The 23,708-nt window shown below is 47.8% G+C and carries 18 protein-coding genes, 1 pseudogene and 1 riboswitch; of the genes and pseudogenes, 8 read left to right on the forward strand and 11 right to left on the reverse strand.

The annotated features are described in order from the left end of the window. Positions 1 to 3 precede the first annotated feature (3 nt). The 3 genes from UXZ23_RS05160 to UXZ23_RS05170 form a co-directional block, all read right to left on the reverse strand. Positions 4 to 519 carry an SHOCT domain-containing protein gene (locus tag UXZ23_RS05160; RefSeq protein ID WP_320819565.1) on the reverse strand — a complete coding sequence of 172 codons (516 nt, stop codon included), beginning with the start codon at positions 517 to 519 and terminating at the stop codon, positions 4 to 6. A gap of 106 nt (positions 520 to 625) precedes the next feature. Continuing rightward, the gene (locus UXZ23_RS05165; RefSeq protein WP_320819566.1) at positions 626 to 1,180 is read right to left on the reverse strand and encodes a VF530 family DNA-binding protein; all 555 of its coding nucleotides are present in this window, start codon (positions 1,178 to 1,180) and stop codon (positions 626 to 628) included. Between the two features lie 89 nt (positions 1,181 to 1,269). Beyond that, the gene (locus UXZ23_RS05170) at positions 1,270 to 3,258 is read right to left on the reverse strand and encodes a BCCT family transporter (RefSeq protein WP_320819567.1); all 1,989 of its coding nucleotides are present in this window, start codon (positions 3,256 to 3,258) and stop codon (positions 1,270 to 1,272) included. A 163-nt stretch (positions 3,259 to 3,421) separates the two neighbouring features. On the opposite strand from UXZ23_RS05170, the gene UXZ23_RS05175 reads away from it, so the two are divergent. The 4 genes from UXZ23_RS05175 (at position 3,422) to nhaD (ending at position 9,545) form a co-directional block, all read left to right on the forward strand. Then, positions 3,422 to 5,017, forward strand: coding sequence for an ABC-F family ATPase (locus UXZ23_RS05175; protein WP_320819568.1), 1,596 nt, complete (start codon positions 3,422 to 3,424; stop codon positions 5,015 to 5,017). A gap of 239 nt (positions 5,018 to 5,256) precedes the next feature. After that, complete coding sequence (locus UXZ23_RS05180) at positions 5,257 to 7,263, forward strand: methyl-accepting chemotaxis protein (RefSeq protein ID WP_320819569.1); 2,007 nt, start codon at positions 5,257 to 5,259, stop codon at positions 7,261 to 7,263. A gap of 242 nt (positions 7,264 to 7,505) precedes the next feature. Then, positions 7,506 to 8,141 carry a cyclic nucleotide-binding domain-containing protein gene (locus tag UXZ23_RS05185; protein WP_320819570.1) on the forward strand — a complete coding sequence of 212 codons (636 nt, stop codon included), beginning with the start codon at positions 7,506 to 7,508 and terminating at the stop codon, positions 8,139 to 8,141. A 147-nt stretch (positions 8,142 to 8,288) separates the two neighbouring features. Beyond that, complete coding sequence (nhaD, locus tag UXZ23_RS05190) at positions 8,289 to 9,545, forward strand: sodium:proton antiporter NhaD (RefSeq protein ID WP_320819571.1); 1,257 nt, start codon at positions 8,289 to 8,291, stop codon at positions 9,543 to 9,545. 41 nt (positions 9,546 to 9,586) lie between these two features. Here the strand turns inward: nhaD and UXZ23_RS05195 are convergent, their stop codons facing one another. The 5 genes and pseudogenes from UXZ23_RS05195 to dnaE form a co-directional block, all read right to left on the reverse strand. Then, positions 9,587 to 10,321 (reverse strand): glutathione S-transferase family protein, encoded by a 735-nt coding sequence (locus UXZ23_RS05195; RefSeq protein ID WP_320819572.1) that lies wholly within the window; start codon positions 10,319 to 10,321, stop codon positions 9,587 to 9,589. 10 nt (positions 10,322 to 10,331) lie between these two features. Continuing rightward, entirely contained in the window at positions 10,332 to 10,859 is a 528-nt protein-coding gene (locus UXZ23_RS05200; RefSeq protein ID WP_320819573.1) for a thioesterase family protein, read from the reverse strand. 111 nt (positions 10,860 to 10,970) lie between these two features. Next, the gene (locus UXZ23_RS05205; RefSeq protein ID WP_320819574.1) at positions 10,971 to 11,477 is read right to left on the reverse strand and encodes a hypothetical protein; all 507 of its coding nucleotides are present in this window, start codon (positions 11,475 to 11,477) and stop codon (positions 10,971 to 10,973) included. An 83-nt stretch (positions 11,478 to 11,560) separates the two neighbouring features. Continuing rightward, the gene (tilS, locus tag UXZ23_RS05210; protein ID WP_320819575.1) at positions 11,561 to 12,940 is read right to left on the reverse strand and encodes a tRNA lysidine(34) synthetase TilS; all 1,380 of its coding nucleotides are present in this window, start codon (positions 12,938 to 12,940) and stop codon (positions 11,561 to 11,563) included. Next, a pseudogene (gene dnaE, locus UXZ23_RS05215) lies at positions 12,912 to 16,400 on the reverse strand (DNA polymerase III subunit alpha). The gene tilS and the pseudogene dnaE overlap by 29 nt, the downstream one beginning before the upstream one ends. Positions 16,401 to 16,546: 146 nt before the next feature. Between dnaE and rimK the strand changes: the two are divergent. From rimK to UXZ23_RS05230, 3 genes are all read left to right on the forward strand, one after another. Beyond that, complete coding sequence (rimK, locus tag UXZ23_RS05220; protein ID WP_320819576.1) at positions 16,547 to 17,461, forward strand: 30S ribosomal protein S6--L-glutamate ligase; 915 nt, start codon at positions 16,547 to 16,549, stop codon at positions 17,459 to 17,461. Between the two features lie 2 nt (positions 17,462 to 17,463). Further along, complete coding sequence (locus UXZ23_RS05225; protein WP_320819577.1) at positions 17,464 to 18,495, forward strand: succinylglutamate desuccinylase/aspartoacylase family protein; 1,032 nt, start codon at positions 17,464 to 17,466, stop codon at positions 18,493 to 18,495. A gap of 116 nt (positions 18,496 to 18,611) precedes the next feature. Further along, a riboswitch (FMN riboswitch) is annotated at positions 18,612 to 18,762 on the forward strand. An 81-nt stretch (positions 18,763 to 18,843) separates the two neighbouring features. After that, entirely contained in the window at positions 18,844 to 19,326 is a 483-nt protein-coding gene (locus UXZ23_RS05230) for a 6,7-dimethyl-8-ribityllumazine synthase (protein WP_320819578.1), read from the forward strand. A gap of 69 nt (positions 19,327 to 19,395) precedes the next feature. Here the strand turns inward: UXZ23_RS05230 and UXZ23_RS05235 are convergent, their stop codons facing one another. Continuing rightward, entirely contained in the window at positions 19,396 to 19,605 is a 210-nt protein-coding gene (locus UXZ23_RS05235; RefSeq protein WP_320819579.1) for a hypothetical protein, read from the reverse strand. Between the two features lie 201 nt (positions 19,606 to 19,806). On the opposite strand from UXZ23_RS05235, the gene UXZ23_RS05240 reads away from it, so the two are divergent. Then, positions 19,807 to 20,637: a TatD family hydrolase gene (locus UXZ23_RS05240; protein ID WP_320819580.1), complete on the forward strand. Its 831-nt coding sequence runs from the start codon at positions 19,807 to 19,809 to the stop codon at positions 20,635 to 20,637. A gap of 53 nt (positions 20,638 to 20,690) precedes the next feature. On the opposite strand, the gene UXZ23_RS05245 is transcribed toward UXZ23_RS05240, so the two are convergent. Continuing rightward, positions 20,691 to 22,001, reverse strand: coding sequence for a hypothetical protein (locus UXZ23_RS05245; RefSeq protein WP_320819581.1), 1,311 nt, complete (start codon positions 21,999 to 22,001; stop codon positions 20,691 to 20,693). A gap of 126 nt (positions 22,002 to 22,127) precedes the next feature. Next, the gene (locus tag UXZ23_RS05250; protein WP_320819592.1) at positions 22,128 to 23,519 is read right to left on the reverse strand and encodes a DEAD/DEAH box helicase; all 1,392 of its coding nucleotides are present in this window, start codon (positions 23,517 to 23,519) and stop codon (positions 22,128 to 22,130) included. Positions 23,520 to 23,708: the final 189 nt, after the last annotated feature.

Below are 23,708 nucleotides of genomic sequence, written 5' to 3' on the forward strand. Positions count from 1 at the left end.
CTCCTATAAATCGTTCAATATATCCGCACGCTTAGCTTTATATTCATCCGCGGTTATCAAACCCTTTTTATTTAAGGCTTCTAACGTGGTTAACCGTTCTTCAATGGAAAGCTCTACCATAGGAGCAACAGCAGACTTCACTGGCATAGCACGCATAGGAGCTGAAGAATTTTCTTGCTCGGCAACGACATCATCGGCCACGAAGTCATCACACAAATAATAATCTGCAGCCATATCTGTTTTTTCAATAATGACATAGCGACCATCCACCCGCGGGCGGCGCGTTTCGCTGGATATAGTCCCCTTGATCACGACGGTATTTCCGCCCTCAGCCAAAGCATTTTGGCGATGACGTTCTTCGCATACTTCCACACCGTCGTTTTTAATCGACGAGCAGGAATCGCTTTTTATCAAAGTACAATGCTCTTTGCTCACCGCATCACGAATAACGACATTTTCCGCATGAACAAGCGACAAGCCGCAAAGCAAAGGTAAAGCGAGTGCAATAACTGGTTTCATAAATGTATCCAACGATAACTACAAATATTGTAAGAAGAATGCCTGATTGGAAGGCAAGGTCAAGCTTACCACCACGGCCCTAGCCGCACCCGACCGCGCTTGGGTATTACTTCCATTTAGCCCAAGGATCAACGCCTGAACTTGTGTCTGAAGCAGCAGGCGATGATTCTTGTGGCTTATTTGGCTTACCTTGTTCCGTGCCTTCGGTTCTAGGGCGAGAGTTACCACGACTAGCTCCGTCACGGCGATACCCGCCACTACGGCTACCTGCAACTTTCCCTTTACCACCAAACTCAGCTGCCTTTTTCTCGCGTTTTTCACGCAAGCGCTCAGCATCTTCCAAGCTCAATACTGCAGGTTCACCCGGCATTTGATCTGACGGCACAATGCGATCACGCGGTGGCAGCGCAAACTGCGCACCCGATGCCTTAGGCAAGCTCTTGAACTGGTACATGTAGAAAGCTTCTACCTTCTCCCGCGCCCAATCCGTCTTCTTTAAAAACTTTACACTCGATTCAATGCTCGGATTGGTTTTGAAGCAATTGATATTCAAGTACGCAAACAAAATCTCAAAACCATATTGATCTACCAGCTCGGTCAGCAAAGGCTTTAGGCTGAGGCCATGCAATGGATTGTTTTTGTAGTTGATATCGTCGGTCATAAAAGCGCCTAAAGCAGAGTATGTAGCCACCTATTATAACTGCTTGGCGGAAAAGTACCTACCGCGTACACAGCGGTAGGCAGCAGCTACTACGACACGGTATTCCACGGCAAATGCCCAGGAGCGGCATCAACAAAGTTAAAGTACTGTTCGAGCTGATCAATAAGATCGCGAATCACTTCATCGCGACTGCAACCATACAGTTCATAACCGAGTGCACCATTGCGAATATACACATCTGCCTGCCAATGCGTCGCGAGTGTTGTGCCGTCGGTATGCACGTCGGGCACTTGGTGTTCCGTTGCCAGCACTTGGTAAAAGAAATCCAATTTTTCATCGCGCTCTAGCTGAAACGTTACGCCATTTTCTTCGGGAGTGATATTGGCTTTCCAATCATGAATCGCCAGTTCTTTTTGCACTTCCTCCATGGCAGGTGTCACCACTTCTTTAATAAAATGTTCAATCTTGGCTTGCTCGGGAAACTTAAACAGAGCACTTAAGCGTTTACGCCAACTAGTCTCATTACTGAACGCGCGCACCGGCGCAGCCGCAGCAACCAATGTAGCGCCGCGATGCCCTTCTATCACCAACGCTCGCCATAAACCAAGCGCCGCTAACAACATAATAACGGCAAAGGGCAAGGCCGCTAAAATGCTCATAGTTTGTAACGCACTCAATCCGCCGGCTAATAATAATGTCGACGCAATAACACCCTCTAACGAAGCCCAAAATACCCGCTGCCAAATAGGGGTTTCATGCGCCCCACCCGAGGCCAAAGAATCCACAACTAGCGAGCCAGAATCAGACGAAGTCACAAAGAAGGTAATAATCAGAAAGACGGTAATCACCGATAGGAAAGTCGACCACGGCAATAAATCATAAAACTCAAACAAGGCTACCGCATGGTCCGCTTGCACTTCGCCAATCAGTACTTGCTTCCCCTGTTCCATAATCAAGTACAGCGCGGTATCACCGAAAATAGCAAACCATAAAAAAGTAAAAGTAGTCGGCACGACCAATACACCAAATATAAATTGGCGAATAGTGCGACCGCGACTAATTTTCGCAATAAATAGACCTACGAACGGAGCCCACGCAATGGTCCAAGCAAAAATAAATAGCGTCCAATTGCCGATCCAATCACTTTGTGTATACGCCTGTAAATTAAAGGTACGAGATACGATATTGCCAAGATACGCACCCGTGTTCTGCACAAAAGCATCGAGAATATGAATACTTGGGCCGACCAGAAAAACAATCGCCATTAGAAATACAGCCAAAACCATATTCAATATGGAAAGATTTTTAACACCTTTATCCATACCTGCAACCACAGAGCCAATCGCTGCGATGGTAATTAAAGCAATGGCGGTGATCTGAACGGTAGTGCTTATCGGTATGTCTTCCCAAAGATAATGAAGGCCTGCGTTAATCTGGGTTACTGATAACCCAAGTGTTGTGGCCAAGCCAAATAAGGTACCTAAAATCGCAAACACATCCACGGTATGGCCAATAGGTCCATAAATGCGGTCGCCAATCAGTGGATATAACGCAGAACGAACAGACAAAGGCAAACCATGGCGAAAGGCGAAGTAGGCTAGCACCAAGCCCATCAGGCCGTAGATTCCCCAAATATGCAGACCCCAATGGAAGTAGGCTATTTGCATCGCTTCACGCGCAGCTTGAACCGTTTCGGCGCTAGCATTTGGGGGTTGCGAGAAGTGCAGTACAGGCTCGGCCACACCAAAAAATAACAAGGCGATGCCATAACCTGCGGAGAACAACATGGCAAACCATGCCGGAAAGCTGTATTGCGGTTCGGCATGGTCGGGACCCAACCGAATATTGCCCCAGCTGCTAAAGCCAACACAGATGATAAACACAAGAAAAATCGCGGTGGCTAGCATGTAGAACCAGCCGAAGGTTTCGGTTACCCAAGCAAGTGCAGTTTTAAATACCTCACCCGCTAGCTCGGGGTTGCTGAGTGTACCTAGGATCAAAAGCAGTGTAATTACGACAGCGGGAACAAATACCGGCAGCAGCACAGCGCCCGTTATCGTTCGTTGTGGATTGGTCATATGGTGTCCTCCTATTTATACCCTGACAAACCCAGGCACTAATAGCAACCCACTATCCGATAATGGCGAGCAGGTGCTTCACCGCAATGCGCTCGTTTTTTAACCGCAAATCGCGTATCATCCCGCGCCTCAATATATCCATCTGCAATATCAGGAACCTGCTGTGATCTCCACTGCTAACATCACCATGCAATTCGGTGCTAAGCCGCTGTTTGAGAACATCTCCGTTAAATTTGGCGATGGCAATCGCTATGGTTTGATCGGTGCCAACGGCTGCGGTAAGTCGACTTTCATGAAGATTTTGGATGGTTCGCTAGAGCCGTCTGCTGGTAACGTCAGCGTTACCCCCAACGAGCGCTTGGGTAAATTAAGCCAAGATCAGTTCGCCTTTGAAGAATTCACCGTGATGGATACCGTGGTGATGGGCAACAAAGAGCTGTGGGCGATCAGACAAGAACGCGATGCGATTTACGCCAATCTAGAAGCAACTGAAGACGACTACATGCGTGCCGCCGAGTTAGAAGGCGAATTCGCAGAGATGGATGGCTATACCGCCGAATCTCGCGCTGGCGATTTACTATTAGGTGCTGGTATTGCGACGGAACTGCATTTTGGGCCAATGAGTGAAGTCGCTCCGGGCTGGAAGTTACGTGTGCTATTAGCTCAGGCCTTGTTCTCTAACCCAGACATTCTGCTACTCGACGAACCCACCAACAGCTTGGATATCAACACCATTCGTTGGTTGGAAGGCCTCATCAACGAGATGAAATGCACCATTATCATCATCTCGCATGACCGTCACTTCTTGAACTCAGTATGTACCCACATGGCCGATATCGATTATGGCGATATCAAGATCTATCCGGGTAACTACGATGACTTCATGATGGCCTCTACTGCCGCGCGTGAACGTTTGCAGTCGGAAAACGCCAAGAAGAAAGCGCAAATTGCTGAGCTTCAGCAGTTCGTGTCACGCTTCTCTGCTAACGCCTCGAAAGCGAAGCAGGCGACCTCTCGTGCCACGCAGATTGATAAAATTCAGATTGATAAGATCAAGCCATCAAGCCGTCAAAACCCGTTTATTCGTTTCAACCAAGAGAAGAAGCTACACCGCTTGGCTCTCGAAATTGAAGGTTTAACCCACGCCTACGATGGTGAAGCACCGCTATTCAAAAATACCAACCTCATGATTGAAGCGGGCGAAAAAGTCGCGGTTATCGGAGCCAACGGCGCAGGTAAAACAACCTTCTTGAAGTGTTTGGTCGATCATGTGACGCCAACCGCCGGCATGATTAAATGGTCCGAAAACGCGAGTTTGGGCTACTACGCCCAGGATCACGAATACGAATTTGAACAAGGCGGTAATTTGTTCGAATGGATGGAGCAATGGAAAACAGCCGAGCATGACGATCAAGCCGTGCGTGGCACTCTAGGCCGTCTACTGTTCAACCAAGACGATATCAATAAGTCAGTGAAGGTATGCTCAGGTGGTGAGAAAGGCCGCTTGCTGTTTGGTAAGTTAATGCTGCACAACCACAACGTGCTATTACTCGACGAACCGACCAACCATATGGATATGGAATCCATCGAATCGCTGAACATGGCACTTGAGATGTTTGAAGGCACCTTGATCTTCGTATCTCACGACCGTGAGTTTGTATCCTCATTGGCGACTCGCATCATCGAAATCCGCGATAACCAGATCATCGATTTCCATGGTACTTACGATGAATACCTCAAGTCGCAGGGTGTTGAATAACACCTCCTCGCTTCTTGCCCAAAAAGCCGCGCCTGTCGCGGCTTTTTTATGCCCCTCAGAAAACCGCGCTCCGATACCCGTAACGATCCATATAACCAATAACGAGTTTTCTAAACTTTTTTAAAATTCCAATCTTTTTGCACGTTAAAAACTGGCGAGGGTCTCGCTTGCAGCCTATACCAATAGAATAGCCGCGGGTCCGCTCACATGCTCTTTAGATATAAAATGGAATATCGATTATGTCGTTATCGCAACGCTCAACCGGAGCATTGGTACTACTTATTGCACTCCTACTTGGTTTGTTTTTTGCTGGGCAATATACACGTAATCAGCTCATGACGACCCTCGACTACATTACCGGGCCAGCATGGGACACGGCTGACGGCGCGATGGAAGCAGCCATATCCATCGAACGCGAAATGTTGTTGCTCAATCAGCTATTTGCTGGTGAAAACATTGATACTCAGCATGTCAAAACAGCTCAGACCGACGCTGAGGAAGCACTCAATCGCTTGCGGATGGCCAGCTTGCTTGATCCACAAGAAGTAACCAATATCGACTCTGACCTTGCTCAATTCCGTAAAGCTGGCAACACGCTTCAGAATAGTTACAAAAATTATCGCTCAGCACTCGCCGCTTTCGATGCCCATACGTCAAAGTTTGTTGCCTTCAGCGCTATCGCCGAAGAAGAAGGTGATGCCGCAGTAGAAGCTATAGCGGCTGATCCGAGCTACCCAATAAGTTGGGACACAGGCTTGGCTGAAAAATGGCAAGCGGCCGATGGCGGTATGGAAGCATCTATTGGCTTCTTCCAACAAATGTATTTCTTAGCTCGGATGACATCTGAAGGTGTATCTGCAGCGCTACAAACTCAGCTAAATGACGCGATAGCCTTTCAACGCGCAGCGGTGGAAGAAATGCTAGCCAGTGGTTTATTTGATAACTCGGCACCTGCTGAATATGGTATCGGCAGTGTGGAAAAGGTTTACCAAGAAAATCTACAACAACATATTCAGTTGTTAAATCAAGTCGTTACCACCCTAAATGACTTCCAACAGCAGAAAATCGTATACGCCCAAAGCTCGGAACAACTACTAGTGCACGTAAGCATGGTGGAAGAAAAGGCCGATCATCTAGTAGAAGGGAAAATTGATAACATTGCCGATCAGCAAAGCGCAACGTCTGCCACTATGATGGTGATTTTAGTCGGCTGCCTCGCAATATTTATTTTTGTGGGTTACTACGTTCGTACGCGAGTTATTAAAACCTTACTCGAGATTACCTACTCGCTCCATCAAGTGGCCGATGGCGATCTTACACGTCGCCTGACTTACAACAAGCAAAATGAACTCGGTGATATTTGTCGTTCGTTTAACAGCTTCTCTGAAAAAATTGCGGTCATCGTGCAAGAAGTTAATACAAAATCAGAGCAATTAGCCGCAGGCATTGATACCTGCGTTAATTTATCTCAGCGTATATCACAAGAAACGGCTGGCACGGCAAATAGTGCGTCTGGCGTCTCGAAAGCTATTAAGCAAGTTCAAGATGGCGCAACCGAAATAGCGCGCAGCTGTACTCATGTTGCAGAAGAAACGCGTCAGACGGAAAGTATTGTCGATAAAGGAAAAACCGAGGTAAGCAATACCGTACGCGATACTCTCTCGCTCGTGGATGTATTAGATGAATCCAGTGATTTAATTCGAAACCTAAAAACCCAAGCCGACCGTATTGATCGTTTAGTTACCGTTATTGGTGATATTTCCGAACAAACGAATTTATTGGCACTTAACGCTGCAATCGAAGCTGCTCGCGCTGGCGAACAAGGGCGGGGATTTGCAGTAGTTGCCGACGAAGTGCGCGATCTAGCCACGAGATCTGCCTCCTCTTCACGAGAAATTTCAGAGGTTATTCGTACTATTGTCGACAGCACCCATAAAGCGGTCGATAACATGAGCAACTCAGCCGAGCGCGCACGTTTAAGTGTTGAAGCGTCACAAGCCGCTGGCGTAACCCTAGATCAAGTTCTTGATCATATGAAAACCGTAAACGAACAAATTCACACAGTGGCCGCCGCGGCAGAACAACAATCACAAACCTTGTTAGGGGTGACCTCTGATATGAGCAAGATGACGAGCATTGCGCAAGAATCGAGTAAAGAGGCAATTGAAGCCGTTAATGTCAACAAACACCTATCATCGCTCAGCCAAACTCTCGATAAAACAATGCAGCAATTTAAGATTGGCTAATATTCAAAGGAGAGCGGCATCATCAGCTGTCGCTTGAGAATCTTCACTCTGGCTCCCATACCGAAGGCCGCAAGTGGGCATACCAATGTGATAACATCCACAATTGTTGTTAAAGCCTGTTTCATAACGGCTTTTCTCTAGGTAAAGTTTTCCTGCAGGGTCAGCCGTAGAGCCGAGCAATGAACTTCACAGCTCTGAAACCCGTGCTATATTCAATGGAATCGTTTTTAAAGGATAGCAGTATGCGTCAGGTAACCCGAGACGAATATCCCATCGAGTCACTACATCGAATCGTTAATGGTGTTACTTTTTTTAAAGAACTCATTCTGGCGGATCCAGCTCAGTTTGAGCTTCTCATGAGCGTCACTCGTTTCATGATCGCAGACCAAGATGAACTCATTTTTCACAAAGACGACCGCGCCGACGTTTTATATTTCCTACTAAAAGGCCAACTCGTTGTACTTGCTGATGACGAAGCCAACACTCTATTAGGCGAGGTTAATGCGGGCGAGCCATTCGGTGTTATGGCAATGTTGCTCAATTTTCGGCGCTCGGCATCAATTCGAGTAAGTGGGCGCCAAGCCTTGCTCGCAGGTATCGATTTCGCCCATTTTCGCCATGATCAAAATGCGAGTTTGTTTGATGTGGATACTCGTATTCGTTTCTTCCGCATGATCGACAATCACATGCGCTGGGCTTTAGAGCGCAACAAGATCGCTGACCCTGAGCATCCTTTAGTCCCAAGACTGCGCTCTCTGCCTATCTACACTGGTGAGAGGGCGACGGTTGCCGAATTACATGCCTTGATGCATCTTGCTCACGTTCAAGCGGAATTGCTGCGCGATTGGAACGAAAGCATACTGGTATCTACTTCCTAATACCCGTCGATTGACCGCTTAATCAATCGACGAATCAGTTCGTTCCATTGATCTGACACTTTTTTGCTTTTAATCACGCGGTCACACTTCTAGAATGCGCCTTCCTGACCCGCTAGTCGTCGGGTCTGCTGACAGAAGTCGCCTCCTATGCCTGAAAGTTTGTATTGGATTCTCATCGCTCTTGCACTTGCAGGATTGCTATCCGTAATTCTTGAAGAAGTCATCCACGTCAACAAAGCACAATCGGTGCTATTTTTTGGCGCCCTGTCTTGGCTATTGCTGTTTATATTCACTCCCGAAACAGAAGCTCACGAACGAGTGATGGAAGGTTTGCAGGAAAATATCGGAGAAATTGCGAGTCTCTGGCTATTCTTATTATCTGCCATGACCTTTGTTGCCTACCTGAACAAGAAAGGGTTGATAGAGAATATTACCTACCGTTTTTTACCCAAAAACATCAGTGAGCGACAGCTACTACTCGTTACTGGATTATTTAGTTTTGTATTCTCATCACTAGCAGACAACGTAACCGCGACCTTAGTGTCAGTAGCATTGATTCTCTCGCTGAATCTCTCGGCCACTAAAACACTGCGCTTTGCTACCGTATCTGTTTTCGCAGTGAACTCTGGTGGTGTCGCCATGATCACCGGCGATGTCACGACATTAATGATCTTCTTGGCCGACAAAGTCAGCATCCCGCATTTATTGATGCTCGCAGGGCCAGCACTACTCGCCGTAGTTTTACTAGCAATATTGTTGGCTCGTCCACTTAACGACAGCGTAACAATCGAACACCAAACGGGCGAACTCCAGCGGGTAGATGTCACTATCGCTATCGTATTTTTACTCACCATCTTTGCCACTATTGCCGGCAATGTACTGTTCGATATCCCCCCTGTATTGAGTTTTATTAGCGGTTTATCTGTGATGTTTTTGGTGGCGCGCGCTTTTGGTGAAGACACTGAAAACGATCCAATTATGAATTACATTCGCCAAATCGAATTTGATACCTTGATGTTCTTCTTAGGTATTTTATTACTGGTAGGATCGTTGAAAGAAATCCATGCATTGGATTCCATCGTGCGTATCTACGAATTCCTACCAGCTTGGGCAGCGAACTACTCCATGGGTTTACTGTCGGCGTTGATTGATAACGTACCGCTGACCGCTGCTTTATTGAAAGCCGATGTACCGATGGAAATGCAAGATTGGTTGGCATTAACTTACGCCGTTGGCGTGGGCGGCTCGTTACTCATCATTGGATCGGCGGCAGGTATTGTTGCAATGACTAAAATTAATGAGCTCACGTTCGGCTCTTATTTACGCTTTATCGTCGCCTTACTCATCGCCTACACCGTAGGCTACGCCGCGACACTGGCATTGGGAACTTGGATAGGCAGTTAGGCGCAAAGAGCCGAGCCGCTAGCAATGATCAATATCATTCGCTAGCGGTTTTGCTCATAGCGCAATGCTAGCGACTGCAACACATCTTTTTGCGTATCTACCCAAGCAGTTATTGCCATCGGCATCTGCTCTACATCGGGCCAACTAATACCGTATTGCGTCGGTTGAAACAAAGGCGCAAATATTGCGCACGCCGTTAAATCCGCGCGCGTAAACTTATCCCCAACAAGAAAACGTGAACGCGAATACGTGCGCCAGAGCTCTGCCAGTATATCTTCCATATCCTTCTGTGCTTTAAGTGCAGTTTCTGCATTAATTTGCATCCACTGGCGCATCACTCGTTCAACTTTTTTAAAACCCAGACGCATGCCCCACTGCATATAGAAAGGCTGTCGCGCTGCCAACATAGGCACAACCAAGCTGGGTTGCTGCAGTAAATGGTGATAACAGAAACAACGAACGGCCGGTCCTGCAATGCGATCTAAGCGCTCTTCCCAATCACGTACTTCTGCCGATAGCGACGGTTCGTTGGGCATAAGGGAGCGGTTAGGAAAACGCTTATCAAGATAATCCAAAATTTGCGAAGAACCTTGCACCACAGTGTCGTCGTCTCGAATGACGGGCACCGACGATTCTAGGGCAATGCCCTTAACCGCACGAATATGAGCGCCCGGTAATAAATTGATTTTTTCATACGAGATCGACTTATACGCCAATGCCCAACGAACCTTCTCGCAGTAGTGGGATATAGGAAATTGATATAAAACGATACTCATACAGTTACCTTTACTTGGGTTGAGACAGTTGCCGCAATGATTGCTGCAACGCCTGCCAATGCTCTACTGCTGCTGCTGTTGCTACGTCGGAACCTTGGCACTCACCGAATATTGAAACCGGTGATTGCACATGCCCGTAACGCATACAGGCCTCTTTTGCTAAACCCGTAGCAACCAAAGTGCCTTTCACATAAAAGTTGTGCTGAAAATAAACATACTTGTCATCCCAGAACAGCAACACTGTATCACTGTGTAACAATGCAAAAGGTGAAACAGGTCTAATATAGACGAGTTCCTGTGCAGCAATTAACCGACTTCCTGGCGACATTTCATGAAATTTGTGACTTACATACCAGAATTCAAATCGGCCTAACTCCATAAAACTGAAAAAGCGGAAATTAGGTAAATGTAACCGCCAGCCCATATCATGAGGCAAAATTCGATAGCTCTGGTGTATTGCACCATTCAGTGCAGTAAAAGGTTTTTTCGTCACCAAAAGACGTAACCATAGCCATGCAAAACGAATAAATAGATTCATGTCGACCTCCGAGAAAACAGCAGTTCACTATATAGAAGTAACGATGACTGTTATTGGCCGCAAAGACATAGCATGAGGAGTCAGCAGCGAAGGCTGACGAAGTTGGAACGACTAGGGCAAGTAAAACTGCAGCTCGACTTCCGCGCCCTTAATCGTATCTTCGATAGGACGCGTGCGCGCTTCTTCTGATTCATCCCAATATAGTTTGCCCGACAAGTTTATACCTTGCTCTGGGATTCGCCGCGCAAAAACATCAGGAAGTACATTAGAACGTGAGCGGTAGCTGCCATCACCCCAGTCTTCTCGGGGTAATGACAAATTGAGCGGCGGTTTTTCTTTAGTGTAATCGTGCAATATCGGAAGTTCACTGACATCGACCCTAGCGCTAGGCGCATCGTCAACTTTGGTCACTGCAGCCACAGGAATAACATCCGTTTCTTTGATGTTAACGTCGCTTTCTGCTGCTTCGTCAGGCGCCGATATTGGCTCACTTTGCGTAGGTTCTGACGAGCCAGTGAAAATTTCCGTTAGGCACTTACCCCGTAAAATCGGTTCACCATCTTCCATGCAGGCAACAAGAAATAGAGATAAACAGGTAAGAAATAGCAAACGGAGCATACTAATAGCTTGGCCTCCTGACCATATCAATAATGTAATGCAGCCTTAGTCTACCATTGGCGACGAATGTTCCCAACTGCGTGCTATGACAACCACTTTGCAGTAACACCATGGGCAACGACCGCACTTTGATCGGCACAAAGCCCTACCACTGCACATAACTTACCGTCTTGGAGTAGCAACGGCCAGCGATCACGCAACCAAGGTGGAATCGAGTTTTCTTGCCAAACATGCTTTAAGGTTTTTTGTGGACGACCAGCAGGACGCAATGTTTGCCCAGCACATGAATAAGCCGGAATCAGATCATAGCGACCGGGAGCCAAGCCTTCTTGGCCAATATTCGTTACAGCAATAGTGCTACCTGCCCATAGGAGCTGAGTATCAGAGCAAAGATCAAGGACGCACGGAGTGACATGATCTAACTGCTGAGTCACATAAAGATGCTCCTGATAACGCCGGATGCAAACGTCACCTAACACCACTTGCGGATGACGATCTTCCGCTGCTTCTATGACCTCTTGCTGGATACGATCTAACATAGCAGCCGAGGGCATAGGCACACCGCAGCGCGCTAACCAGCCCCGTAGTATATAGGGGCGATAATGTTGAGGCTTGTCGTTAAGAGCAGCAATAGAGCAGATGGATTCATTGGTACCGGGCCACGCACAGCGAGCCAAGCAAGCATGTATTTCTGGCGCCAATAACTCGTGTAATAAGGCCTGATCGTTCTGTAGTTGCTCTAACGAGCGTTTCAACGATCCCTCACGTCCAGCAAAACGTTGCCAAATTTGCGGCAGCAACTCATTGCGCCACCAATTACGTTCGTAACGAGTATCAGAATTGGATTCGTCTTCCACCCATGTAAGCTGCTGAGCTTGGGCATACATCTCTAATTGCTTGCGCGACAGACCCAGTAGAGGACGCACAAGCAATACGTCGCTATCATCGAACAAGGGTCGCACTGGCGTCATGGCGGCTAAGCCGGTTAAGCCAGAGCCACGAACTAGTCGCTGAAAGAAGGTTTCTATTTGATCGTCGCTATGATGCGCCAGTAATACCAAGTCATCGCTTTTTGCATGCTGCTGAAAAGCCTGATAACGAGCATTGCGCGCCGCTTGTTCGATGCCATTACCGTCACTCGTAACGGCAACTCTGGCGCAGAGAAAGGCTACGCCTAAATTGTCGCTCGCCGCATAGCAGTGCGCCTCCCATGCATCGGCATTGGGCGATAAACCATGATGTACATGCAGTGCGACAAGTCGTGTTTTTAGTGCTTCATTTTGCGCTAATGCATGCAATAAAACCGATGAATCCAAGCCGCCACTAAAACCGACGATCAGGCGCCCTTCTTCACCTAACAAGGGTGCGAGGAAAGCCGTTACGTGGTGAGTCAGATCAAGCGTCGTCATAGCACCGTAGTCATTGTATAAAGGATCAACTAAAGACCAGCTGTACGGCGTCATCGCCAAAGGCAAATTTCAATTCTTGTAACTGATCATCAGTAGGATTAATCGCCCAACGCTGCGCTAACTGAATATCGCAGCGTGCGACCGAATTGTGGAAATCGAGTACCACTGGGCAACCATTTTCCATCGTTTGTAAAAGGCCGGTTAAACGCTGGCAAAATTTCTCGTCGGCACCTTCGCCATCCACGCGCACACGTAATGCTTTGGCATAATTCAAACGCGCTTGGCTAATTTCCATAGCGCTACGTCCCGTTGCTTTTAAACCGCCGGAATAGTTATCGTGACTTACCATGGCTTCAATGACGAGTACCTTATCTAAGCCGACCACTTCACGAACGTTGTCGTAGACATCAGAAAACAAAGCAACTTCAACCCGTGCTGTCCGATCGTCTAGGGTTACAAAACACATGTTGTCGCCGCGTTTATTTTTCATCAAACGCATATCGACCACTAAACCCGCTAATTTTTGTGGCCCTTTTTGTTCTTGCAGATGTGACAATTTGGTTGGCACTAACTGGCGCACTTCACCTTCGTATTCATCAAACGGATGACCCGATACGTATAAACCTAAGGTGTCTTTTTCGCCTTGCAGACGCTCTTTTAACGTCCAATCGCGCAGGTAACGATGGCGCTCATAAACGTCGGTTGTATCGGCTTCTTCGGCCTGCACTTCGCCAAATAAATCGACCATACCGGCAGCTTCGTTGGCAGCCGACTGCCCTGCACTTTTAATGGCATCTTCAACGCTGGCCATTAGTACCGAGCGCGGTGCCGTTAATTCTAAATTCTCAAAGGCACCGCAACGCACTAATGCTTCAAGCACGCGTTTATTCAATTTTTTGCCGTCCACGCGTTGGCAAAAATCGAACAAACTTTTAAATGGTCCGCCTTCTTCACGCGCGGCAATAATGGCATCAATTGGGCCTTCGCCCACGCCTTTCACTGCGCCTAAACCATAGACAATGGCACCGGATTTATTCACGGTAAAACCAAAGAAACTTTGGTTCACATCAGGCAGCACGATTTCTAATCCCATCTCGCGACATTCTTCAACGAAGATCACCACCTTGTCGGTGGTTTGCATATCGGAGGTTAATACCGCCGCCATAAATGGCGCTGGGTAATGCTGTTTTAGCCACAGCGTTTGATACGACACCACCGCATAAGCGGCCGAGTGCGATTTGTTAAAACCATAACCGGCGAATTTTTCCACCAAGTCGAAGATCTTCATCGCAAGATCAGGATCTACCCCAACCGACACAGCACCATCGCGGAAGGTATCCCGCTGCTTGGCCATTTCTTCGGGTTTTTTCTTACCCATCGCACGACGCAGCATGTCAGCGCCGCCAAGCGTGTAACCCGCCAATACCTGCGCAATTTGCATGACCTGTTCTTGGTAAACAATAACGCCATAGGTTGGCTCTAAAGTTTCTTTTAAACTTTCATGCTGGAAGTCGGGATGCGGATAAGCAACTTGAGCACGACCGTGCTTACGGTTAATAAAGTCGTCCACCATGCCCGATTCCAATGGACCGGGACGAAACAATGCCACCAAGGCGATCAAGTCTTCAATATTGTCCGGCTGTAAGCGCCGAATAAGATCTTTCATACCACGGGATTCCAACTGGAATACCGCCGTGGTTTGCGCCTTTTTTAGTAAGGTAAAAGAGTCTGCGTCGTCGAGCGGAATTAGGCTGATATCAATCGGCTCTAAATCTTCTTCTGCGCGTTTAGCGTTAATGGTTTCTAACGCCCAATCAATAATGGTGAGGGTACGCAGACCCAAGAAGTCGAACTTAACTAAGCCCGCTTCTTCCACATCGTTTTTATCAAACTGGGTGACTAACCCGGTGCCATCAGGCTCGCAGGCGGTGGCAGAAAAGTCGGTTAATTTCGTGGGTGCAATCACCACACCACCGGCGTGTTTACCAGTTTGACGGGCAATACCTTCGAGCTTTAGCGCCATTTCCCAAATTTCTTGGGCTTCGTCATCGTCGTTAATGAATTCGTCGAGTGCCGCTTCGATGCTGCGTGCTTTTTCCAGCGTCATGCCCGGATCGCCCGGAATCAGCTTGGATAATTTATCGGCTAAACCAAACGATTTACCTTGGGCACGCGCCACGTCGCGCACGACCGCTTTCGCCGCCATGGTACCGAAGGTAACAATTTGCGATACCGCTTCGCGACCGTAGTTATCCGCAACGTAAGCAATCACCTTTTCACGATCTTCCATGCAAAAGTCGATATCGAAATCGGGCATGGATACACGTTCAGGGTTTAAGAATCGTTCGAATAGCAAATCGTATTAAAGTGGATCTAGATCGGTAATTTTTTGCGCATACGCCACCAGCGAGCCAGCACCCGAACCGCGACCTGGGCCAACCGGAATACGGTTATCTTTCGCCCACTGAATAAAGTCCATTACGATGAGGAAGTAACCAGGAAATCCCATCTGAATAATAATATTCAGCTCGAACTCTAAACGCTCATCGTAAGGTTTACGTTTTTCGGCGTAATCAGGATCATTTTTATCAAGCAATATTTCTAAGCGATCTTCCAAACCTACCTTAGAAATTTTACGGAAGAAATCCGCTTCATCCATTCCCGCAGGAATCGGATAATCAGGCAAAAAGTACTTACCTAACAGCACTTCAACCGAGCAGCGTTTGGCGATTTCAACCGTGTTCTCAATGGCCGACGGAATGTCTTTAAATAAGTCGATCATTTCGTCTTCAGAGCGGAAGTATTGCTCTTCACTGTATTCACGCGGACGACGTTTATCACCCAACGTGAACCCCTGACCAATAGCAACACGGGTTTCGTGTGCTTCGTATTCATCTCGCTTTAAAAAGCGCACTTCATTAGTTGCCACTAATGGCACCCGATAGCGTGCGGCCATCGCTAAGCCAGCCTTAACAATAGAATCTTCGCCTTGGCGGTTCGTTCGCTGTACTTCAAAGTAGAAGCGGTCGCCGAACACCTCCATGTATTCTTTTACCAGTGCTTCGGCTTCGGCCACCTTACCTTTAATAATGCGCTGACCAACATCGCCATCGCGGCCACCCGAAAGCAAAATCAAACCTGTGTTGCTTTCTAATAACCATTCACGTTTGAGCATGGCTTTATCGAAATACTGATTATCGGCATAGCCACGAGAAATAAGCTCGCGCAGATTGAGATAACCATCGGGGTTCATGCACAACGCAGCCACCCGAAAAGGGGCATGTCGGTCATCTGGATTCTCTAACCATAAGTCCGCGCCTAAAATGGGCTTAAGTCCCTCGCTTAGCGCGCCTTTGTAGAACTTCACCAAGGCATACATATTCGCTTGGTCGGTGAGCGCAACGGCAGGCATACCATTAGCCGACGCAGCACCAATCAGCTTCTTAACACGAATGGTACTGTCGTAGAGTGAGTACTCGGAATGTACGCGTAGATGTACAAATCGATTGGCCATGCTTCTGTGTCCTGACGGGCGGAAAGGATCGTATTGTATAGGAATAAGTACAAAAAATATTTACCCAAGCCTAGCCTACCTCCCCTTGCAGAATAGGGGCGTCCCAGTGCAGACTAGCGCCTCGTTTTTTTACCCCTGAAGTGTCTATGCGTATCGCAATTTTGTCCCGTAACTCTAATCTATATTCAACCCGCCGCCTAAAAGAAGCCGGAGAGTTAAGGGGTCATGAAGTCGATGTTATCGACACACTCCACTGCTATATGGACATCACCAGTAACAAGCCGACGGTGCGTTACAAAGGTGAAGCCTTACCTGTGTATGACGCTGTCATTCCGCGTATTGGCGCATCCGTGACCTTTTATGGAACCGCTGTGGTTCGTCAGTTCGAGATGATGAACACCTTTTCTATCAACGAATCCGTTGCCATCAGCCGCTCCCGCGATAAATTGCGCTCGCTACAACTGCTGTCGCGTAAAGGTATTGGCTTACCGCGCACAGGCTTCGCTCATCGCCCAGATAACGTCGAAGATTTAATCAACAACGTCGGAGGTGCTCCGCTAGTCATTAAGCTCCTAGAAGGCACCCAAGGTATTGGCGTGGTACTAGCCGAAACCCGCAAAGCCGCGGAGAGCATTATTGAAGCCTTCATGGGTTTAAACGCGAATATTTTGGTGCAAGAATTCATTAAAGAAGCTGGCGGCGCAGACATTCGCTGTCTTGTTGTTGGTGGCAAGGTTGTTGCAGCCATGAAACGTCAAGGCGCAGAAGGCGAATTTCGCTCCAACTTGCACCGTGGCGGCACCGCAGAAATCGTACGCCTGTCTCCTGCAGAGCGTAAAACGGCGATTGATGCAGCGAAAGCCATGGGCTTAAATATGTGCGGCGTAGACATCTTACGCTCTAACAATGGCCCAGTAGTGATGGAAGTAAACTCGTCACCGGGCCTAGAAGGCATTGAAAAAGCCACTGGCAAAGATGTTGCTGGTATGGTTTTCGAGTTTTTAGAAAGTGCAACGCGCACATCGACTCGCAATGCCACCCGAACCAAAGGCCAAGGTTGAACATGACAGCAACAACAGCTTCTTCGTTAGTGATTGCCGGTACTGAAGTTTTACCTGGCACAACACATAAGTTAGAGCTGGCTTGCACAAAACTGTACACAGACACCACTATCGGTATTCCGGTATTTGTAAAGCGCGGTAAGCGGCCAGGACCCACTCTATTTTTGAGCGCCGCTATTCACGGTGATGAACTCAACGGCGTGGAAATTATCAACCGCGTTATTCATAGCAAACGCCTAACCAACTTACGCGGCACTCTGATCGCAGTGCCAGTAGTCAATGTCTATGGCGTTATTAGCCAAAGCCGCTATTTACCTGATCGACGTGACCTTAACCGCTCCTTCCCAGGCTCGCCGCGCGGCTCGCTAGCAGCACGTTTGGCGCATACTTTTTTGGAAGAGATTGTTAAGCAAAGCGACTACGGTATCGACTTTCACACCGGCGCTATTCACCGCACGAATTTACCACAAATTCGTGCCAATCTAGACGACCAAGAAACCTCCGAATTAGCCCATGCTTTCGGCGTCCCCGTGTTGCTGAATGCCAACTTGCGCGATGGCTCGCTGCGTCAATGCGCTGCAGATATGGGCACACGTATTTTATTGTACGAAGCGGGTGAAGCTCTGCGCTTTGATGAACTTTGTATTCGCGCCGGCGTACGTGGCACCTTCGATGTCATGCGTCATCTTGGTATGATTCCTAAAAGCCGCAGTAAACGTAATGTCATCGAACCTGTGATTGCGCGCCATAGCTCTTGGGTACGCGCGACCGACAGCGGTTTCGTTAATCACCACAAAAAACTAGGCGACTGGGTTGTTAAAGATGATCTATTGGCGACCATTAGTGACCCCTTCGGCACGATATTGGATACCGTAAAAGCGAATAAAGAAGGCATCATCATCGGTAAACAAAACATTCCTTTGGCGCAAGAAGGCGAAGCCATGTATCACATTGCTTACTTCCATGAAGAAGCTGAAGATATCGCTGAAACCATTGAAATGATGCAAGACGATTTACTCCCCGACGGCGGCTAAGCGCTATTGAGATTGCGCTAACACACTGTTGCAGGCGCGTTCGCACTTTGACGAAACCCTTCAACTTGCCTATATTGCCGCCCTCACCGCACATTATCAGCGATACTCTGCGGTGAAATCGTTCTCGGGGCGGGGTGTAATTCCCCACCGGCGGTAAAGGAACTCAATTTCCAAGCCCGCGAGCGCCCACATTTTATATGTGTGGGGTCAGCAGATCTGGTGAGACTCCAGAGCCGACGGTCATAGTCCGGATAAGAGAGAGCGTGCAAGACACTAGCGATGCCATTATCGGCTTCGCTAATGCCTGCCCGTTCGCCCTGATTCACCTTAGTATTTTTAGGATTAGTGATGAATCAGAGCTCAACGAACACAATCAATCGCGCCGAACAGCGCATCGCCTTTATCCACGCGTCTTGGCACGCTGAGATCGTACTGAAATGTCTTGAAGGCTTTACCGCCGAGATGGTTAGTCGCGGATACAAGGCCGACAATATCGCCGTTATCGCCATGCCTGGCGCCTATGAAATTCCGCTACAAGCCAAACTATTAGCCAAGACAGGACGCTATGCAGCGATTGCTTGCAGCGGCTTAGTAGTCGATGGCGGTATTTATCGCCACGATTTCGTCGCCCAAGCCGTGTGCACTGGCTTGATGCAAGTTCAATTAGAAACCGAAGTGCCAGTTCTAACGGCTATTTTAACGCCGCATAATTTCCATGAGCATGATGAACATAAGCAATATTACAGCCGTCATTTTGTGCTGAAAGGACAAGAGTTAGCCAACGCGGCTGATGGGGCGATTGCGGCAAAAGCCAGTATTACTCAAGGATAACTGCTGATAACGTAAGCATTCACAGGGAGGTGGTGCTTTGCTTTTTGCTTGTACGGTTTAGGCAGCCACTTACGACGGATTGATATGAATACCTGTCATCTGTTCTATACGATGGCACTCACGACAAATTTCTTTGTACAAGCGTCCGGCGTCGTCCTCTCCGCCATTAATCTGCACTGCACAGCTCTCCACATCATTCCATTGAACTGCGGTCAGACGTTTCGGTTCTCGTAGTGCCCTTACCCAATGCTTGATCAATTTGTTTAAACCTTGACTCATTACTTTCTCTTCATCGCGTAACGATTGCGTCGTAATCACGGACAATGCCGAGAGTGCGTGTTTACAGTCAGTGACTGCGCCAAATTCGAATGAAGTGTAGCAGCTGAATTCAAACCTGCTTTACGAGAAAACGTCGCAATATGACAATTTTGAGCATTGTTTACGTTTGCTGGCCGTACCTGAGTGTCAAACGTTATACTGATGGCCAATTTTATCCAGCAAACAGACGTTATGAGTAAAAAACGCCGCGACATCCCTCAATACCAACTGCCCATCATCGAGACTCACTTTCACCTCGACTACCTCAAAGACGGTAGTCCAGACGAAATATTGAATGCAGCTCGGGCAATTGGGGTAGAACACTTTATGACGATTAGCGTTACGCCCAGCAATATGCCAACCGCCATGGCGCTAGCCAATGCTAATAACGATGTCAGTGCCACCTTAGGTGTGCATCCGCACGATGCGGCAGAATTTAACGACGATACCGAAGTATTTATGCGCGCCAATTTACGCGACGACAAGGTGGTTGCTGTCGGTGAAATTGGCCTCGATTATTACTACGACCATTGTGACCGCGACGTGCAAAAAGCCGTATTTAAACGCCAACTTGCGCTTGCGGTAGAGTTCGAAATGCCCGTGGTGATTCACACCCGCGAAGCTGACGACGATACCATGGCGATGTTGCGAGAATACGCACCACAAATGAAACGCAAAGGTGTCGTGCATAGCTTCACCTCTGGCATGGAGCTGGCAAAAGTCGCGGTAGAGTTAGGTTTTTGCTTAGGTATTAACGGTATCGTGACCTTTAACAAAGCCGACAACGTACGTGAGGTGGTTGCCGCAACGCCACTGGAGCAACTCCTGCTCGAAACAGACTCACCCTACTTAACCCCTATGCCCTATCGTGGTGTCGAAAACGCACCTAAGTATTTGCCATTTATTGCTGAGAAAATTGCAGAAGTAAAAGGCATTAGCGTAGAAGCTGTTTTAAAACAGACCTACGAGAATTCGAAACGCGAATTTTTCTAAACCCTGCGACCATCAATATAGGACTTAAATACTAAGTCCTATTTTCTTTCGAGTTAGCGCAACTCGTGCTCTAACGGTGCTTGTATATGTTCTATCACAATGTGTCGTAATGCTTCTGCCGCATCTCGCCCAGGAATTGCCTCGGCAATTTTAATCGTTTTAGTACCATCCGTTACCACCAGTGCATAATATTCTGTCTTCACACCGGTATTTGTTGTCGATGTCACCCCTAGTTTTAACGTTATTTGACTAGGCGAGGTAAGCACTCCCTCGCGCCGATATAAGGCTTGGCCGAAAAAGGTTCTGATCATACGAACACGACTAACACCAATCGCAACGTCTAAACCACGTCCAATATAAAATATTGAATAGATTAAACTCGCCAAACCGATAAAGAAGAAAATAGGCGCCATTAACCAGAGCATTGCTTCGCCTGCCAAAGCCTCACGAAACAAAAAGCCACCCGCAATGGCGAATACCACACCGCATACGAAAAATACTAAGCCATTAATAAAATGCCGCCCCCAACGACTTTCCAACGTTAGATCCCCAGCAAGGTGACTAATTTGAATATTTTCGATGGCAGTTGCTTCGGCCTCTCTTAGTTTCATTAACCGCGACGATGCTAAATGTTCTGCTGCAATATCAAGACTTGTTAACGCTGTGCCATTACTCACGGGTATCGTCCAAGTGCGTTCAAACTTAACGGCGTGTTCTTGCTTATTCTTTGCATCGACCTGTAAAGCATTTCCAGAATTGCTGTGGCGCTTAGTTAAAACTTGTCCGGCACAATGCACCTGCCAATCAACTCGACCGCGTTTTTTGTATCCTTTGCCACTGACGGGCAAGTGGCTAGGAACATCAAACACAAAACGCATATCCCCAGTGCCCTCTGTTGGATTATTCCAACCGCGAACATACTCCTGCCAAACGACGTCATGATGAGTTGTACTATTTTTACCACTCCCCGTTCGATATATATGAACACACGACAAACGAATTTTAGGAGGTTCAAGCCAACGCCCATGCGCTAAAGCAAACTTAGCGCCGACTTGCCCACCGACACACCCTGGACTTGGATCGAGAAACATCGGGGTTGGTCCGATGAGTTTATAGGTACTACGACCGATAAACCCCTTACGAATAAAAAAACCACCAAATAAAGGAAATACTAATACGGTTAAGATGAGTAAATTACCCTTCTCTAATTCGCTAGGAATGGCCAGTATCGCGGGGGTCGGTAACAGCGCAAAAATAACACCAAACCACAACATGAACGTATCTGTGATTTTTTGATCACTAAAAATACCAGCGTCGATATTGGTAGTGCTTGAGCGCTTTTTAAAGAAATTGATAGACTTCATAACATCCCATAGCTAAATACCAAACGGTAAATACAGATCTAGAAATATTAGAGAGTGTAACGCAGAAATATCAGCGAAAGGGAGTGTCGACTGGCCCCTCAGAGGAAGGAGCCAGTGATCTAAAAGTTAGCTGGCAGAGCTAGGGCGCGGTCCGCGCTGTGAGCGACGAGGGCGTGCCGGTGCTGCACCATCTTTGCTCGCCGACTGGCCAGAACGATTGGCAGGTTTGCCATTCGCTGGTTTTTTCGGCGCGTTGTTATTACGTGGAGCAGAGTTATTACGCGGCGCGCTATTACTACGCTCACCCTGCGCCGATGACGACCCAGACGATTGCTTCGGCTTCTTAGGCTTGCGTGGTGCTTTAGGGCGCGACAAAGGTAACGGCACTTGCGGTGCAAAACCGGCCAGTTCACGACGTTCAATTGAGCGGCCAATTAAACCTTCAATGCCTTCTAAATCTTCTAATTCTTCTGCACACACCAACGATAATGCTTCACCACTGGCACCCGCGCGGCCAGTACGACCTATGCGGTGCACGTAATCTGCAGAAACGTTCGGCAGTTCATAGTTCACTACATGCGGTAGTTGGTCGATATCCAAACCACGTGCGGCAATATCCGTCGCCACTAACACGCGAATTTCGTTACTCTTAAAATCTGCCAGTGCGCGGGTACGAGCACCTTGGCTTTTATTGCCGTGGATCGCTGCGGCTGTAATGCCAGCATCTTCGAGCTGTTTAGTTAACCGATTCGCGCCATGCTTAGTACGAGTAAACACCAACACTTGATGCCAATCGCCTGCACTAACCAATTCAATCAAGGCTTTCGATTTACTGCCTTTATCAACCGGCACCAACCACTGTTCAACATTGTGTGCAGTGCTATTGCGCGGGCTGACATCAATCTCCACGGGATTATTCACTAAGCCTTTTGCTAGAGCGCGAATCTCGGCGGAAAACGTTGCGGAGAACATTAAGTTCTGGCGGTTAGCGGGAACTTTGGCGAGAATTTTCTTGATGTCGTTGATAAAGCCCATGTCGAGCATGCGATCAGCTTCATCTAATACCATGAACTCAACTTCGTCGAAACGAACGGCATTTTGCTGATACAAATCAAGCAAACGGCCCGGGCAGGCAACCAAAATATCAACGCCGCGACGCAGAGCAATCATCTGCGGATTGATCTTAACGCCACCAAAGACGACGGTCGAACGTAGCGGTAAGTATTTACCGTAAGCTTTAATATTTTCGTCGATTTGAGCCGCTAATTCGCGCGTTGGCGTCAGAATTAAGGCACGTATGCGGTTACCCGATACCCGTTTGCCATTATCTAGGCGTTGTAATATCGGCAGTGTAAAACCAGCGGTTTTACCGGTACCTGTTTGTGCTGCGGCCATAACGTCACGGCCCTGCAATACGGCAGGTATGGCTTGAGCTTGGACCGGGGATGGGATGGTGTAGCCTTGTTCGGCAACGGCTTTAAGCAGCGATTCAGATAAACCTAAATCGGCAAATTGGATTTCAGACATAATATTCTCTGGTGCGACTAGCGCAGATGGGTATGCCAGAGAGGAGAAAAAACCAAATTGGCACGAGGAAGGCGCGGGACTGTACTGCAAACAGCCGGTAGAGTCCAGCAAACAAGGGCATTTGGGCATTATGACATCTGATTATTTAGCCGCGAAAATGCAGACCAGAAGCGCTAAAAA

Origin of the sequence: Thalassolituus sp. (genome assembly GCF_034111725.1) — a bacterium.
Lineage (GTDB): Bacteria > Pseudomonadota > Gammaproteobacteria > Pseudomonadales > Oceanobacteraceae > Thalassolituus.

Coding starts and splice junctions, on each gene's coding strand:
- UXZ23_RS05225 (WP_320819577.1), top strand. CDS start 17,464: ATGACAGCAACAACAGCTTCTTCGTTAGTGATTGCCGGTACTGAAGTT.
- UXZ23_RS05170 (WP_320819567.1), bottom strand. CDS start 3,258: ATGACCAATCCACAACGAACGATAACGGGCGCTGTGCTGCTGCCGGTA.
- UXZ23_RS05165 (WP_320819566.1), bottom strand. CDS start 1,180: ATGACCGACGATATCAACTACAAAAACAATCCATTGCATGGCCTCAGC.
- UXZ23_RS05200 (WP_320819573.1), bottom strand. CDS start 10,859: ATGAATCTATTTATTCGTTTTGCATGGCTATGGTTACGTCTTTTGGTG.
- UXZ23_RS05180 (WP_320819569.1), top strand. CDS start 5,257: ATGTCGTTATCGCAACGCTCAACCGGAGCATTGGTACTACTTATTGCA.
- UXZ23_RS05230 (WP_320819578.1), top strand. CDS start 18,844: ATGAATCAGAGCTCAACGAACACAATCAATCGCGCCGAACAGCGCATC.
- UXZ23_RS05240 (WP_320819580.1), top strand. CDS start 19,807: ATGGCCAATTTTATCCAGCAAACAGACGTTATGAGTAAAAAACGCCGC.
- UXZ23_RS05245 (WP_320819581.1), bottom strand. CDS start 22,001: ATGAAGTCTATCAATTTCTTTAAAAAGCGCTCAAGCACTACCAATATC.
- UXZ23_RS05160 (WP_320819565.1), bottom strand. CDS start 519: ATGAAACCAGTTATTGCACTCGCTTTACCTTTGCTTTGCGGCTTGTCG.
- UXZ23_RS05195 (WP_320819572.1), bottom strand. CDS start 10,321: ATGAGTATCGTTTTATATCAATTTCCTATATCCCACTACTGCGAGAAG.
- UXZ23_RS05185 (WP_320819570.1), top strand. CDS start 7,506: ATGCGTCAGGTAACCCGAGACGAATATCCCATCGAGTCACTACATCGA.
- UXZ23_RS05235 (WP_320819579.1), bottom strand. CDS start 19,605: ATGAGTCAAGGTTTAAACAAATTGATCAAGCATTGGGTAAGGGCACTA.
- tilS (WP_320819575.1), bottom strand. CDS start 12,940: ATGACGCCGTACAGCTGGTCTTTAGTTGATCCTTTATACAATGACTAC.
- rimK (WP_320819576.1), top strand. CDS start 16,547: ATGCGTATCGCAATTTTGTCCCGTAACTCTAATCTATATTCAACCCGC.
- UXZ23_RS05205 (WP_320819574.1), bottom strand. CDS start 11,477: ATGCTCCGTTTGCTATTTCTTACCTGTTTATCTCTATTTCTTGTTGCC.
- nhaD (WP_320819571.1), top strand. CDS start 8,289: ATGCCTGAAAGTTTGTATTGGATTCTCATCGCTCTTGCACTTGCAGGA.